The 13,737-nt window shown below is 74.1% G+C and carries 12 protein-coding genes; 5 read left to right on the top strand and 7 right to left on the bottom strand.

Going from position 1 to position 13,737, the window contains the following annotated elements:
* Positions 1 to 28: 28 nt before the first annotated feature.
* On the bottom strand, positions 29 to 655 hold the full coding sequence (infC, locus tag ACFYPJ_RS12375) for a translation initiation factor IF-3 (protein ID WP_389015085.1): 627 nt from the start codon (positions 653 to 655) through the stop codon (positions 29 to 31).
* A 383-nt stretch (positions 656 to 1,038) separates the two neighbouring features.
* On the opposite strand from infC, the gene ACFYPJ_RS12370 reads away from it, so the two are divergent.
* Positions 1,039 to 1,407: a DUF1844 domain-containing protein gene (locus tag ACFYPJ_RS12370; RefSeq protein ID WP_389014522.1), complete on the top strand. Its 369-nt coding sequence runs from the start codon at positions 1,039 to 1,041 to the stop codon at positions 1,405 to 1,407.
* Positions 1,408 to 1,490: 83 nt separating this feature from the next.
* On the opposite strand, the gene ACFYPJ_RS12365 is transcribed toward ACFYPJ_RS12370, so the two are convergent.
* Positions 1,491 to 2,222 (bottom strand): SseB family protein, encoded by a 732-nt coding sequence (locus tag ACFYPJ_RS12365; protein WP_389014520.1) that lies wholly within the window; start codon positions 2,220 to 2,222, stop codon positions 1,491 to 1,493.
* A 363-nt stretch (positions 2,223 to 2,585) separates the two neighbouring features.
* On the opposite strand from ACFYPJ_RS12365, the gene ACFYPJ_RS12360 reads away from it, so the two are divergent.
* Positions 2,586 to 3,476, top strand: coding sequence for a serine hydrolase (locus tag ACFYPJ_RS12360; protein WP_389014516.1), 891 nt, complete (start codon positions 2,586 to 2,588; stop codon positions 3,474 to 3,476).
* 142 nt (positions 3,477 to 3,618) lie between these two features.
* Here ACFYPJ_RS12360 and mycP read toward each other — a convergent pair whose 3' ends face one another.
* On the bottom strand, positions 3,619 to 4,809 hold the full coding sequence (mycP, locus tag ACFYPJ_RS12355; RefSeq protein ID WP_389014513.1) for a type VII secretion-associated serine protease mycosin: 1,191 nt from the start codon (positions 4,807 to 4,809) through the stop codon (positions 3,619 to 3,621).
* Positions 4,806 to 5,621, bottom strand: coding sequence for a hypothetical protein (locus tag ACFYPJ_RS12350; protein WP_389014510.1), 816 nt, complete (start codon positions 5,619 to 5,621; stop codon positions 4,806 to 4,808). Before ACFYPJ_RS12350 ends, mycP begins: the two co-directional genes overlap by 4 nt.
* A 1,358-nt stretch (positions 5,622 to 6,979) precedes the next feature.
* Between ACFYPJ_RS12350 and ACFYPJ_RS12345 the strand changes: the two genes are divergently transcribed.
* On the top strand, positions 6,980 to 8,182 hold the full coding sequence (locus tag ACFYPJ_RS12345; protein WP_389014508.1) for an amino acid deaminase/aldolase: 1,203 nt from the start codon (positions 6,980 to 6,982) through the stop codon (positions 8,180 to 8,182).
* A gap of 245 nt (positions 8,183 to 8,427) precedes the next feature.
* Here the strand turns inward: ACFYPJ_RS12345 and ACFYPJ_RS12340 are convergent, their stop codons facing one another.
* From ACFYPJ_RS12340 to ACFYPJ_RS12330, 3 genes are all read right to left on the bottom strand, one after another.
* Positions 8,428 to 9,228: a 3-oxoacyl-ACP reductase gene (locus ACFYPJ_RS12340; RefSeq protein WP_389014505.1), complete on the bottom strand. Its 801-nt coding sequence runs from the start codon at positions 9,226 to 9,228 to the stop codon at positions 8,428 to 8,430.
* Positions 9,225 to 10,574: an aldehyde dehydrogenase family protein gene (locus tag ACFYPJ_RS12335; RefSeq protein WP_389015082.1), complete on the bottom strand. Its 1,350-nt coding sequence runs from the start codon at positions 10,572 to 10,574 to the stop codon at positions 9,225 to 9,227. Before ACFYPJ_RS12335 ends, ACFYPJ_RS12340 begins: the two co-directional genes overlap by 4 nt.
* An 80-nt stretch (positions 10,575 to 10,654) precedes the next feature.
* Complete coding sequence (locus tag ACFYPJ_RS12330; protein WP_389014502.1) at positions 10,655 to 12,013, bottom strand: glutamine synthetase family protein; 1,359 nt, start codon at positions 12,011 to 12,013, stop codon at positions 10,655 to 10,657.
* Between the two features lie 85 nt (positions 12,014 to 12,098).
* On the opposite strand from ACFYPJ_RS12330, the gene ACFYPJ_RS12325 reads away from it, so the two are divergent.
* On the top strand, positions 12,099 to 12,836 hold the full coding sequence (locus ACFYPJ_RS12325; protein WP_389014499.1) for a FadR/GntR family transcriptional regulator: 738 nt from the start codon (positions 12,099 to 12,101) through the stop codon (positions 12,834 to 12,836).
* A gap of 154 nt (positions 12,837 to 12,990) precedes the next feature.
* Positions 12,991 to 13,728, top strand: a complete 738-nt coding sequence (locus ACFYPJ_RS12320; protein WP_389014496.1) for a gamma-glutamyl-gamma-aminobutyrate hydrolase family protein — start codon at positions 12,991 to 12,993, stop codon at positions 13,726 to 13,728.
* The last annotated feature ends 9 nt before the right edge of the window (positions 13,729 to 13,737 follow it).

Here is a 13,737-nt window from a genome sequence, read left to right as displayed (position 1 = left end):
GTCGCCCCCGGGCCTGCGGCCCTGGGGATCACGCCTCGGCAGGCTCCTCGGCGGGCGCCTCCTGCGGGGAGGCGGCCGTGCGGCCCTGGCGCTCGGCCTTGCGGGCCTCCTGCGCCTGGCGGGCCTCGGCCATCGCCTCGGTCTTCTTCTTGTGCGGACCGAGAACCATGATCATGTTGCGGCCGTCCTGCTTCGGGTTGGACTCGACGAAGCCGAGGTCCTGGACGTCCTCCGCGAGCCTCTGCAGCAGTCGGTAGCCCAGCTCGGGGCGGGACTGCTCGCGGCCACGGAACATGATCGTGATCTTGACCTTGTCGCCCTGCTTGAGGAACCGGACGACGTGACCCTTCTTGGTGTCGTAGTCGTGCGGGTCGATCTTCGGCCGGAGCTTCATCTCCTTGATGACCGTGTGCGCCTGGTTCTTGCGCGCCTCACGGGCCTTCATGGCCGACTCGTACTTGAACTTCCCGTAGTCCATGAGCTTGCACACGGGCGGACGGGCGTTCGCCGCGACCTCGACCAGGTCCAGGTCGTACTCCTGCGCAAGCTCCAGTGCCTTCGCAAGCGGCACGATGCCGACCTGCTCGCCACTGGGACCGACAAGTCGCACCTCGGGAACGCGAATCCGGTCGTTGATGCGGGGCTCGGCGCTGATGGATCCTCCTCGGTAGCACCACGCGACGGTCTGGCGGACAGCCGCGTAACGTCTGTTTTCGTGAGACCTAACCGCGCCGAAGCAGAAAAAATGCCCCGGACGATCACATGCGGGGCTCCTTGCACTACCGGAGCACCGTCGCGATGATCGCGGGGCGCTATCGGGCGACTCCGTTCGTATGCAACGACGTCGATCGCCTGACCGGATGACCCGCCGCCCCACAGGGCGGTCAGGTGGGAGATCGGAGCCTCCACTTGTAGGCCGGGCACAGTCGTGTCCGGCCGGTCGTCCCCTCAGGCTAGCAGCTCGCCACGGGAACGGCGAACCGAGGCCGGGCGGGGCCGGGCACCCTGCGGGGAGCGGCAGCACCTATCGTGTCCCGCATGAGTGAGACCTCCCCCTCCGGCCCTGCCGAGCAGCCCGACTTCGACGAGATGGCGCGTGACATCGCCGAGGTCCCCGCGGTCGAGGTGATCGTGACGGTCGCCGTCAACCTGATGAGCGCCGCGGCCGTCAAGCTCGGGCTGACGGAGGAGGGCGACAAGTACAAGGACCTGGACGAGGCCCGCAAACTGGTGACCGCCCTCGCCGGTCTGCTGGACGCGAGCGCGACCGAGATCAGCTCCTTCCACGCGGCGCCGCTGCGCGACGGCCTGAAGTCGCTGCAACTGGCCTTCAGGGAAGCCTCGATCGTCACGGACGAGCCCGGCCAGGGCCCCGGCGAGAAGTACACCGGGCCCGTCTACGGCTGAGCGCCGCGCCAGGCACGGGCGGACCGCGCCGCCGCCCGCCCGTGGCACGGCGGCGGACTTCGCCCGGAATCCCCGGCCGCGGGTCAGCCGCGTACGTACAGGGGCTCGCCCCCAGGTGCGGCCTCGGCCGGCAGCAGCGCCAGGTCGAGGCCGTGCACCAGGCGGGCCCGCAGTGTCTCGTCGGCGGCCAGACGGCCGGCGACGGCACGGGCGACCTCGGCCGGCTCCGCCGCCGCGTCGACGACGAGGGCAAGGATGCCGTCGGCCTGGCCCGGGCCGAGGTGCGCGCTCAGCACGGCGGGCTCGGCGGCCACCGCGGCCCGTACCGCGCCGGTCACCGCCGGGTCGGCGAGCGGGTCGGTCGTCGTCCGGCCCTCGGCGAGGGCGAGCAGCGCCGGGCCGGTCAGTTCGAAGGGCACCGGGCCCGACATGTCCAGGACGACCGTGTCGGCCTTCTCGTGCGCGGCGGCCTGCAGCGCCTGGTGCAGGGGCACGGCGACGGGGCGGGCTGCCGGGTCCCAGCGGGCCAGCGACGCGGTGGAGGTGAAGGCGGGCAGGGCGGTGCGTGATCCGGCCCGCAGGGTCGGCACGGCCATGTCGCTGGTCTTCTCGCGGCGCAGCCCCTTCTCGTCCTCCTCCACCTCGCCGAGTACGGCCACGACCGGAACGAGCAGCCGGGCGCCGCGCAGCGCCTGAAGGACGGGCCCGACGGCGGTGCGGTCCTCGGCCCAGGCGGCGAGCGCGGCGCTCAGCCGGGGGTCGGCGGATCCGTCGTCGTCGGAGAAGCCGGAGTCGGGGATGTTCTTGTTCGCCACGGTCGACGACCCTATCGAAGGTGTGCCGCCCGGCCGCCGCGGGCCCCGGAACGCGACGGCCTGGCGGCACACCCTCACCGGAATCTCAGATCCCGCTGACCGGGATCTCCCGTTCGTCAAACGGTGTCCGCAGCCCGCGCCCCGAGCATCGCGGCATGAAGTCGCCCTCGGCCCGCCGGCGGCGCCGGTCCCGCCCGTGCGGGCGCCGGCGGCGGCTCGTGCACAGGGCGCTCGCGGTGCTCGCCGTGGTGGGCATGACGGCCGGCGGGACGGCGTACCTGAAGGCGCGGGCCCGCCCCGGCAGTATCCTCGGCGTCGTCGACTGCGGCCGCCGCTTCGGCCCCGACGGGCGAGGAGAAGTCGGTGGGACCCACAGTGAACCGGAACGCGCTGCTGAGCACGGCGATGAAGACGGTCGCCGTCCCGTCGGGCGCGAAGGTGTCGGTGGCCGTGCTGGACCTGGACTCCGGTGCGCGTGCCCGCTGCGGCGACGCGGCCTTCGACACGGCGAGCATCGTGAAGGTCGACATCCTGGCGACGCTGCTGTTGCAGGCGCAGGACGCGGGACGGCGGCCGACCACGACGCAACTGGCGTACGCCACGAAGATGATCGAGAACAGCGACAACGACGCGGCGTCGGCGCTGTGGCGCGACATAGGCGGCAAGGACGGGCTCGACGCCGCGAACAAACGGCTCGGACTCACGGACACCACCGGCGGCGACGGCCCGCTGTGGGGGCTGACGCAGACCACCGCGGCCGACCAACTCGTCCTGCTCCAGCAGGTGTTCGGGGGCGACTCTCGGCTGAGCGACGCGTCGCGGGACTGCGTCCGGGGGCTGATGGAGACCGTCGAGACCGGCCAGCGGTGGGGGGTGTCGGCGGTGGCGGACGGCTCGACCACGACGGCGCTGAAGAACGGCTGGCTGGCGCGCGGCACGACCGGGCTGTGGGACGTGAACAGCATCGGGCGGGTGACGGTGGACCGCACCCCCTACTTGGTCGCCGTCCTGTCCAAGGGCACGGTGTCCCTGGCGCGCGGCATCGACCTGGTGGAGGCGGCGGCACGGGCCGCGGTGTCGGCGTTCACCGGCGGGACTCCCTCGGCCACGACGTACCCGGACGTCACAGCCTCCACAGCCTCCACGGACGCCACGGACGCCACGGCCTCCGTGGGCTCCTCCGAGTCGGCGGACATGCCGGTGTCCGCGGTCACGTCGACGGCCGCGGTTCCGCCGGCGTCGGCGGCCGGGTAGTCCCCGGGCTCCATGCGCCATCCGTGGCCCCGGCGCTCGGCGTCGTACGCCTGACGCCCCCGCCGGTCCTGGAAGTTCCGTAGGTCCTGGTGATCCCGGGGGCGTGCGGGTCTGCCGGAAGCCGGCTTCGTACGTGCGGAGTTCAGCGCTCCGACTCGCGGCGGCCGCGCCACAGGACCACCGCCGCCACCAGCAACACCCCGCCGGCGCCGCCCGCGAGCGGACCCGCCCAGTCCGCGGTGGAACCGGACCGCTCGGCGGCGTCCGGGCCGGGCCCGAAGTACTTGTCGGCGTAGGCCGCGGAGTGCAGGTTCCGCGGCTCGATCCGGCCGGCCGCGCGGATCGCGGCGGCGGGGTCGACGAAACCGAAGCCGCGCGAGTCGTCCCGGCCGCCGCTCGGCGCGTCGCGTGCGGTGTCCTCCAGCAGCTTCTTGATCTGGGCCGGGGCCAGGCCCGGGTGGGCCGCCTCGACCAGGGCGGCGGCGCCCGAGACGAAGGCGGAGGCGGCGCTCGTCCCCCAGCCCTCGTAGTACTTGTGGTCCGGGTCCGCGATGACGATGTCCACGCCGGGTGCGCTGACCGTGGCGTACCAGCGCCGGGTGGAGAAGGCGGCGCGGGTGCCGTAGCGGTCGACGGCGGTGGCGGCGATCACGCCCGGGTAGGCGGCCGGGTAGGAGATGTGGTCGCCCTGGTCGCCGCCGTTGCCGGCGGAGGCGACGACGACCACGCCCTTCTTCAGGGCGTACTGCACGGCCTCGTCCTCGCTGGGCTCGGGGTGCGCGGAGTCGGAGTCGTCGCCCAGCGAGAGGTTGATGACGTCGGCGCCGTGGTCGGCGGCCCAGCGGATCCCCTCGGCAAGGGCGTTGCCGCGGGTGGCGCGGGCCTTGCCGCGGGCCGAGTCACCGTCCTCCAGGATCACCCGGACGGGCAGGATCTTCGCCTCGGGGGCGATGCCCATGACGCCGTCGGCGTTGCCGGGGCCATGGCCGTGGCCCGCGACGATGCCGGCCATCGCGGTGCCGTGCCGGGCCCAGGTGCGGTCGCCGGGCTCGGCACCGAAACCGACGAAGTCCTTGATGGGCAGGACGTTGCCGACGAGATCCGGGTGGTCGGTCTCGACTCCGGTGTCCAGCACGGCGACGGTGACGCCCTTGCCCTTGGTGGTGCGCCAGGCGTCCTCGGTGTGCAGGGCGGACAGGGCCCACTGCTGGGACCGTATGCCGTCGGCGTACGCGGCGGTGGCCGGCAGGAGGGCCAGCGAACCGGCGAGGAGGAGGCTCAGTGCCGTGCCGGCCGGGTTCGGCCTGCGGCGGCCGCCCGTCGTTCGCGTCATGAGGGCTGCTCCGTGGCCGTGCTGACGGTCTGCCGCAGGCGCCGTTCGACCCGGTCGGCGAGGCCCTGGGCCTCCTGGCCGAGCCCCGCCTGCGCGGGCGCGGTGGTGGCCCCGGACTGCACGGCGTCCGCGGCGGGCTGGGGCGAGTCGACGGCGCGGCCGTCGGCCCAGCCGGAGACGGCGTAGGCGACGACGGGCGCGTCGGTGAGGACGGAGACGCTCCAGGAACCACGCTCGCGGGCGCCGAAGTCCTCGGCGACGGTGCCCTTGGCGGCGTACGGACGGGGCATCAGATCGGTACGGCGGTCCAGGCGCTCATCCTTGAAGCGGGCGGCGAGAGCGTTCATGGCGGCGGAGTCGGCCTTGGTGAACAGCAGCCCCACGGTGGTGACATGGCTTTCGGTGGCGTCCGTGTAGGTGGCCCGCAGCAGCCGTTCGCAGCCGACAGGGGCGAGGACCCTGCCGAGGAGCGGATCGAAGGCGTCGGCGCAGCCGCTGTCCGGTGCGACGGCGATCCGGGTCCAGGTCCGGTCGGCTCCGCCGGGTCCGGCGCCCCGGCCCTCGACGGTGGGCGGAAAGAGCGCGTCGACCGGCTCGCTGTGCCACAGGTCGCCGGCCCTGGCGAAGCCGGTCCCGGCGTCCGCGCCGCCGGCCTCGCCGGTCAGCCAACTCCCGGTCATGGCACCGCCGATGAGCCCGAGGCCGAAGACCAGGCAGACGGCGGCCGCGGCGGTGCGGCGGCGGTGCGGGCGCCCGCCCAGCGGTCTGGGCCGGGCACGGTCGTCGTATCCCTCGGGCTGTCCGAACGACACGACGGGCCGTCCGCCCGGCGGCGGGAACGCGCTCCAGGACAGGCAGGGGTTCGACGGCACCCCGCGCCCGGCACGCTCCGGCCCGGCCCCCGGCAAGCCCCCGGTCCGCCCGGCGCCGTCCTCGGACCCGTCCCCGGCAGCGCCGTGACCGGCCCAGGCCGCCGCGCCGGTGGACCGGGTCGTGGCCCCGGGCCATGCGGCGGACGACGCGGCGGACGACGGTGGTTCGCCGCCCGGGCCGGCCGGTGTGCCGGGCTCGTGAGCGGGTGGCACCGGCCGCAGGCGCGCGGTGGTCTCCGTGGCGGCCTCGGCGGGAGCACCGGACCGCCGGGGCGGAACCGGGGGCCGCTGTCCGGGCTCCGGCGGGCCGCCGTCACGCTTGGGGCCGCCGTCACGCTTGGGGCTGCCGTCACGGCGGGGGGTCCCAGCACGCCCGGAGCGGGTGCCCGCGGTGGGCGGGGCGTCCGGGAAGCGGGCCGAGGCGGGCGGCGGCGGAAGCGGCGGGGCACCGGGGCCGGGCACGGTACGGGACTGGTCTGGTCCAGAAAGGCGCGGCTCGGCGTCTCCGGAGCCGGCCCGCGCGGGAGCGGGGCCGTCCTCGTCGCCGGTGCGCGGTGCCGGAGTGCCGGTGCGCGGTACGGAAGTACCGGTGCGCGGTACGGAAGTACCCGTCGGTGGTGCAGGAGTACCGGTCCCCGTCGGCCGCTCGGTCTCGGCCGGTGGACGCGCGGACGCGGGAGGGTTTCCGCCTGTACGGGCACCGTTCGCCTCCGGGTCCGTCCGAGGGCCCGGGGGCACCGGCGAACCAGCGCTCGCGGTATCGACCGCGGGCGCGGGGTTCGACGTGGCCCCGCCCGGCCCGGGACTCTCCGGCCCGCCAGAGCGCCCGGCCTGCTTGCCCTGCCCGGCCTGCCCGGTCTTTCCGGACCGTGCGGCCTTCTCGCTGTTCTTACCGCTCCTACTGCTCTTGGCGCTCTCGCCGTTCTCGCCGGTTTCAGCGTCATGCGTGGCGTCCGCAGCGGCGGCGGAGGTGTGCGCGGAGGCGGGGCGCGGGGGGATCGGAGCGTGGCGCGCTTCCGTGCTCATGCACCCCCCGTTTCCTTGTGCCCGGCCGGCTCCTCGGCGCGCGGGCGGCCGTGCTCCCCGCTCGGGCCCGGCATGGTCCGTCCCGGGCACGCATACCCGCGCGGACGCGACGGCATCCCAGCGTGGGATCCGCGGCCCACGGCCCGCCCCGTCGTGCGTGCGCGTCACTCTACGGGTTGTTCCACGGCGAACGGGAACCAGTCCGTGACGCCGCGGCATCTGCCCGGAACGTCCCTCTACCCAGCGGTAATCCGGTCTGGCAGGCTTCGTGCATGACTGCGCTCGCCGCCGACCGGACCCGTTACGACCGGGCCACCGCCCATCTCGACGCCCCCCTCGCGATCGTGGACCTGGACGCCTTCGACGCCAATGCGGACGACCTCGTGCGCCGGGCGGGCGGGAAGCCGATTCGCGTCGCCAGCAAGTCCGTACGCTGCCGCGCCCTGCTCGAACGTGCGCTGGCCAAGGACGGGTTCCAGGGCATCATGGCCTTCACCCTGGCCGAGTCGCTGTGGCTGGCGCGCTCCGGGTTCGATGACGTACTGCTCGCCTACCCGTCCGCCGACCGGTCCGGTTTCGCCGAACTGACCGCCGACCCCAAGCTCGCCGCCGCCGTCACCGTGATGATCGACAACCCGGCGCAGCTCGACCTCATCGACGAATCCCGGGCCGGGGGCGCCGAAGTCGTGCGCGTCTGCCTGGAGTTGGACACCTCGCTGAGACTGCTCGGCGGGCGGTTGCGGTTCGGGGCGCTGCGCTCCCCGCTGCGCTCCCCCGACCAGGTCGCCGGGCTGGCGCGCGCGGTGCTGCGGCGGCCCGGTTTCGCGCTCGTGGGGATCATGGCGTACGAGGGTCACATCGCCGGTGTGGGCGACGACGTCAAGGGACGGGCGGCGCGTTCCCGGGCCGTCCGGCTGATGCAGACGGCCGCCCGGCGCGAGCTGACGGAGCGGCGGGCGGCCGTGGTGCGGGCCGTCCGGGCGGTGGCGCCGGGGCTGGAGTTCGTCAACGGCGGCGGCACGGGCAGCGTGCAGCACACGGCCGCCGAGGACGTCGTCACCGAGATCGGGGCCGGGTCGGGGCTGTACGTGCCGCACCTTTTCGACAACTACACGTCGTTCACCGGCCGTCCGGCCGCGCTGTTCGCGCTGCCGGTCGTACGGCGGCCGGGTGTCGGGGTGGTGACGGTGCTCGGCGGGGGCTATCCGGCGTCCGGCGTGGCCGGCCGCGACCGGCTGCCGGTGCCGTATCTGCCGCAGGGACTGCGCTACGACTCCCAGGAGGGGCCGGGCGAGGTGCAGACGCCGCTGCTCGGTTCGCCCGCCGACGACCTGCTCATCGGCGACAAGGTGTGGTTCCGGCACGCCAAGGCCGGTGAGCTGTGCGAGCGGTTCGACGCGCTGCACCTGGTCGAGGGCGACGCGGTGACGGCGACCGTGCCCACCTACCGGGGCGAGGGGCACACGTTCCTCTGACCGGCCGGGTCCCCACACGTTCCGTCGGCCGGCCACGCCCCCAGGCGTGGCGGTCCCCGCGGACGTGGTGGTCCGCCGGGCGTGGCGGCCTGCTCGGCCCGGCGGGTCGGGGCCGCCGTCCTCGTGGTCCTTCCGGTGCTCGGTCCATGCGCTGCCGTCCGCCGGCGCTCCGGCCGGGGAGTGCGGGGAGCGCGGCGGCGGACGGTCCGGCCACAGGGGCGTCCGAGGGACGTCGAGGGGTGCGTCTAGAGGGGCGTGACGTACGCGCCCGAGATGCCGCCGTCCACCAGGAAGTCGCTGGCGTTCACGAAGGAGGAGTCGTCGCTGGCGAGGAAGGCGACGGCGGCGGCGATCTCCTCGGCCTCGGCGAACCGGCCGGCCGGGATGTGCACCAGGCGGCGGGCGGCCCGTTCGGGGTCCTTGGCGAACAGCTCCCGCAGCAGCGGGGTGTTGACCGGGCCCGGGCACAGCGCGTTGACCCGGATGCCCTCCCGGGCGAACTGCACGCCCAGTTCGCGGGACATGGCGAGCACCCCGCCCTTGGAGGCGGTGTAGGAGATCTGGGAGGTCGCGGCACCCATGCGGGCCACGAAGGAGGCCGTGTTGATGATGGAGCCCCGGCCCTGACGGCGCATGTAGGGGATGGCGGCCTTGCAGCACAGGTAGACGGAGGTGAGGTTGACCTCCTGGACGCGCTTCCACGCCTCCAGGCCGGTCTCCAGGATGGAGTCGTCGTCGGGCGGGGAGATGCCCGCGTTGTTGAAGGCGACATCGACGCTGCCGTAGGTGTCGTAGGCGGTCGCGAACAGCGCCTCGACCTGTTCGGGGTCGGTGACGTCGACCTTCACGAACAGCCCGCCGACCTCGTCGGCGGCGGCCTTGCCGCGGGTCTCGTCGATGTCGCCGCAGACAACGTGGGCGCCCTCGGAGGCAAGGCGGCGGGCTGAGGCGAGGCCGATGCCGCTGCCCGCTCCGGTGACGACGGCGGTCCGGCCGGCCAGTCGGCGGCAGATGGTCTCAGGGGTCTCAGGCGTTCCAGCGGTCACTGTGCGGGGCCCTCCGTGCTGATGAAGACGTTCTTGGTCTCGGTGAAGGCGGACAGGGCGTCCGGTCCCAGCTCGCCACCGAGCCCGGACTGCTTGAAGCCGCCGAACGGGGTCCAGTAGCGGACGCTGGAGTGGGAGTTGACGGACAGGTTCCCGGCCCGCACCGCCCGTGAGACCCGCAGGGCACGGCCGAGGTCCCGGGTCCACAGGGAACCGGCCAGGCCGTACGGGGTGTCGTTGGCGAGCCGGACGGCGTCGGCCTCGTCGGTGAACGGCAGCAGGACGGCGACCGGACCGAAGATCTCCTCGCGGGCGGCGGGTGAGTCGGGCCGCTCCCCGGTGAGCACGGTCGGCGCGAACCAGTAGCCGGGCCCCTCGGGCGCGGTGCCGCGCAGGGCGGGGGCGCCGTCGGGGACGAAGGACCGCACGCGGTCGCGCTGCCGGGCCGAGATCAGCGGGCCCATCCGGGTCTTCGGGTCCGCCGGGTCACCCACCACGACAGCCGCAAGCGCGTCCGCCAGCACCTCGCGGACCTGGTCGTACACCGGCTCCTGCACCAGGATCCGGGTGCGGGCGCAGCAGTCCTGGCCGGAGTTGTCGAGGAAGGAGAACGGGTCCACGGCGGCCTCGACGTCGGCGTCGGCGAAGACGATGTTGGGGCTCTTGCCGCCGAGTTCGAGGGTGACCGGTTTGACCAGGCGGGCGCACCGGGCCATGACCTCGCGGCCGGTGCGGGTGGAGCCGGTGAACACGATCTTGGCCACGTCCGGGTGGTCGACGAGCGCACGGCCGGCGATGTGGCCGTGTCCGGGCAGCACCTGGAAGAGATGCTCGGGCAGACCCGCCGCCAGGCCGAGTTCGGCGAGGCGGAGTGCGGTGAGCGGAGTGGTCTCGGCGGGCTTGAGGACGACGGCGTTGCCGGCGGCCAGGGCGGGGAAGGAGCCCCAGGCGGCGATGGGCATCGGGAAGTTCCAGGGTGCGATGACCCCGACCACGCCCAGCGGTTCCTGGAAGGTGACGTCCCAGCCGCCGGGTACCGGGATCTGCTTGCCGAGGAGGCGTTCGGCGCCGCCCGCCGCGTACAGCAGCAGGTCGCGGGTGTTGCCCGCCTCCCAGCGGGCGTCGCCGAGCAGATGCCCGGCCTCGCGGACCTCCAGCTGCGCCAGCTCCTCGGCGTGGGCGTCGACTTCGTCGGCGAAGCGGCGCAGCAGCCGGGCCCGGTCGGCGGGCGCGAGGGCGGCCCAGCGGGTCTGGGCCGCCGCGGCGCGTACGACGGCGGCGTCGACGTCGGCGGCGGTGGCGGCCGGGACCGTGGCGACGACCTCTTCGGTGGCCGGGTTGCGCACCTGGAGCTCGGGATCGGCGAACGCCTCGGTGGACGGCTCGCCGGGCGGCTGCGGGGACTGCTCGTCGGACAAGGCGGGCCTCACATGCGTTCGAAGGAGCGGCGCAGCTCCCAGTCGGTGACGGCGGCGTCGAAGGCGTCCAGTTCGACGCGGGCCAGGTTGTGGTAGTGGTCGACGACCTCGTCGCCGAAGGCGGCCCGGGCGATGGGGCTGGCCGCCCAGCGGGCGGCGGCCTCCCGCAGAGTGGTGGGGACGTGCTCGTACTCGGCGGTGTAGGCGTTGCCCGGGCAGGGCTCGGGCAGCTGGAGTTCCTGTTCGATGCCGTACAGCCCGGCGGCCACCAGTCCGGCGACCGCGAGGTGCGGGTTGACGTCGCCGCCGGGCAGCCGGTTCTCGAAGCGCAGGGAGCGGCCGTGGCCGACGACGCGCAGGGCGCAGGTGCGGTTGTCGTGGCCCCAGGCGACGGCGGTCGGGGCGAACGACCCGGGCTGGAACCGCTTGTAGGAGTTGATGTTCGGGGCGTAGAGGAGCGCGAAGTCGCGCAGCGCCGCCAGCTGTCCGGCCAGGAAGTGCCGCATGACCTCGGTCATTCCCTCGGGCCCGGCCATCGCGTTGGTGCCGTCGGCGTCCGCGAGCGAGAGGTGGATGTGGCAGGAGTTGCCCTCGCGCTCGTTGTACTTGGCCATGAAGGTGATCGAGACGCCCTCCTGGGCGGCGATCTCCTTGGCACCGGTCTTGTAGACGGCGTGCTGGTCGCAGGTGACCAGTGCCTCGTCGTAGCGGAAGGCGATCTCGTGCTGGCCGGGGTTGCACTCGCCCTTCGCCGACTCGACGGTGAGGCCGGCGCCGGCCATCTCGTTGCGCAGGCGGCGCAGCAGCGGCTCGATGCGGCCGGTGCCGAGGATGGAGTAGTCGACGTTGTACTGGTTGGCCGGGGTCAGGCCGCGGTAGCCCGTGTCCCAGGCGCGCTCGTAGGTGTCCTTGAAGACGATGAACTCCAGCTCGGTGCCGACCTGGGCGGTGTAGCCGAGCCGGGCCAGCCTCTCCAGCTGACGGCGCAGGATCTGGCGGGGCGCGGCGACCACCGGCGAGCCGTCCGCCCAGGCGAGGTCGGCGACGACCAGCGCGGTGCCCGGGTGCCACGGGAGGCGGCGCAGGGTGCTCAGGTCGGGGTGCATGGCGAAGTCGCCGTAGCCGCGCTCCCAGGAGGACATGGCGTAGCCGTCGACGGTGTTCATCTCGGTGTCCACGGCGAGCAGGTAGTTGCAGCCCTCGGTGCCGTGCTGGAGGACTTCGTCGAGGAAGAAGCGGGCGGCGAACCGCTTGCCCTGGAGCCGCCCTTGCATGTCGGGGAAGGCCAGGACGACAGTGTCGATCTCACCGCCCGCGACGAGGGCGTGCAGTTCCTCGACGGCGAGCGGGGGTGTGCGGTCTGCCACGGGAGAGCCTCCTTCGGCTTCTTCGGCGGGCCGGTAGCCATAAGGTATTGGTGAGAACCATTGATTGGGAAGGGGGCACGGCCGTATGGCGCGGGACATGCGGCGGGAGACGCCGGACGACCGGCTCGCGCCGGTGCTGCGGCCGGTGCGGGCGGGCAACGGCTTCGAGGAGGCGCTGGAGCAGATCCTTCAGGTCGTACGGCTGGGTCTGGTGCCGGGCGGCGAGCGGCTGCCCGCCGAGCGTGAGCTTGCCGAGCGGCTCGGGATCAGCCGGGTGACGCTGCGCGAGGTGCTGAAGGTGCTCCAGGACCAGGGGCTGGTGGAGTCCAGGCGCGGACGCTACGGCGGCACGTTCGTGCTGCCCAGGGCCGAGGCGAGCGGCGGGGCGGAGCTGCGGCGGCGGCTCGCCGGGATCGACCTCGACGACGTGCTGCGGTTCCGGGAGGTGCTGGAGGTCGGCGCGGCCGGGCTGTGCGCGGCGCACGCGCTGTCCGACGGGCAGGCCGAGCGCCTGCGTACGGCGCTGGCCCGCACACACGACGCACCGTTGGCCGCGTACCGGCGGCTGGACACGCTGCTCCACCTCACGGTGGCCGAGCTGTCGGGTTCGCCGACGCTGGCCGCGCAGTACGCGGCGGTCCGCGCGGCGGTCAACGACCTGCTCGACTGCATCCCGCTCCTGGTCCGCAACCTTGAGCACTCGCAGCGTCAGCACACGGCGCTGGTCGAGGCGGTCCTGGGCGGCGACGCGGAGGCGGCGCGCGCGACGATGCGGGAGCACTGTGCGGGTACGGCGGCACTGCTGCGGGGATTCCTGGCCTGACCGCGCGGCCGGCGGGGCTCCCGGTTCCGTCCGGTGCGAGTCCAGTCCTCGCGGGACTCGTCCGGCGCGTGTCGGTTCCCGGCGGGACTTGTCCGGCGCGGGGTTCGCGGCAAAGGTATGTGAGCATGCCATTAGGAGCAGCAAAGGAGGGTCCATGGCGGGCAGGCCGCTGATCGGGGTCAGTACGTACCTGGAGTCCGAGGCGCGCTGGGGGGTGTGGGAGCTGGAGGCGGCGCTGTTGCCGGCCGGGTATCCGCGGCTGGTGCAGCGGGCCGGCGGACTGGCCGCGCTGCTGCCGCCGGACGGGCCGGAGCACGCCGCGGCCGCCGTGGCGCGGCTGGACGGGCTGGTGATCGCCGGCGGCCCGGACGTCGAGCCGGTGCGCTACGGGGCCCTGCCCGGCCCGCGGACCGGCCCGCCGGCCCGGGCCCGGGACGCCTGGGAACTGGCCCTGATCGACGCCGCGTTGGCGGCGGACGTGCCGCTGCTCGGGATCTGCCGCGGCATGCAGTTGCTGAACGTCGCCCTCGGCGGCACCCTCGTACAGCACCTGGACGGGCACGCGGAGGTGCCCGGCGTCTTCGGCCGGCACCCCGTCAAGCCGGTGCCCGGCACCCGGTACGCGGGCATCGTCCCGGAGGAATGCTCCGTACCCACCTACCACCACCAGGCCGTGGACCGGCTCGGCAGCGGGCTCATGGCGTCGGCGCACGCGGCCGACGGGACGGTGGAGGCGATCGAGCCCGCGGGGCCCGCCGGATGGGTGCTGGGGGTGCAGTGGCATCCGGAGATGGGCGAGGACCTGCGGGTGATGCGGGCCCTGGCGGAGGCGGCGGCCGGACCGCCGGAACATCCCGGTGCGGCGGCCGGGACACCCGGGGCGGCCGGCTGACCGCTCGCC

Source organism: Streptomyces sp. NPDC006012 (assembly GCF_042871185.1).
Taxonomy (GTDB): domain Bacteria; phylum Actinomycetota; class Actinomycetes; order Streptomycetales; family Streptomycetaceae; genus Streptomyces.
The sequence above is the reverse complement of the archived record's forward strand: the minus strand, read 5'-3'. Positions and strand labels throughout refer to the sequence as shown.

Bases quoted from the DNA above. Each gene is read 5' to 3' on its own strand.
- ACFYPJ_RS12320 (WP_389014496.1), top strand. From the start codon at position 12,991: ATGGCGGGCAGGCCGCTGATCGGGGTCAGTACGTACCTGGAGTCCGAG.
- ACFYPJ_RS12345 (WP_389014508.1), top strand. From the start codon at position 6,980: ATGACTGCGCTCGCCGCCGACCGGACCCGTTACGACCGGGCCACCGCC.
- ACFYPJ_RS12325 (WP_389014499.1), top strand. From the start codon at position 12,099: ATGGCGCGGGACATGCGGCGGGAGACGCCGGACGACCGGCTCGCGCCG.
- mycP (WP_389014513.1), bottom strand. From the start codon at position 4,809: ATGACGCGAACGACGGGCGGCCGCCGCAGGCCGAACCCGGCCGGCACG.
- ACFYPJ_RS12370 (WP_389014522.1), top strand. From the start codon at position 1,039: ATGAGTGAGACCTCCCCCTCCGGCCCTGCCGAGCAGCCCGACTTCGAC.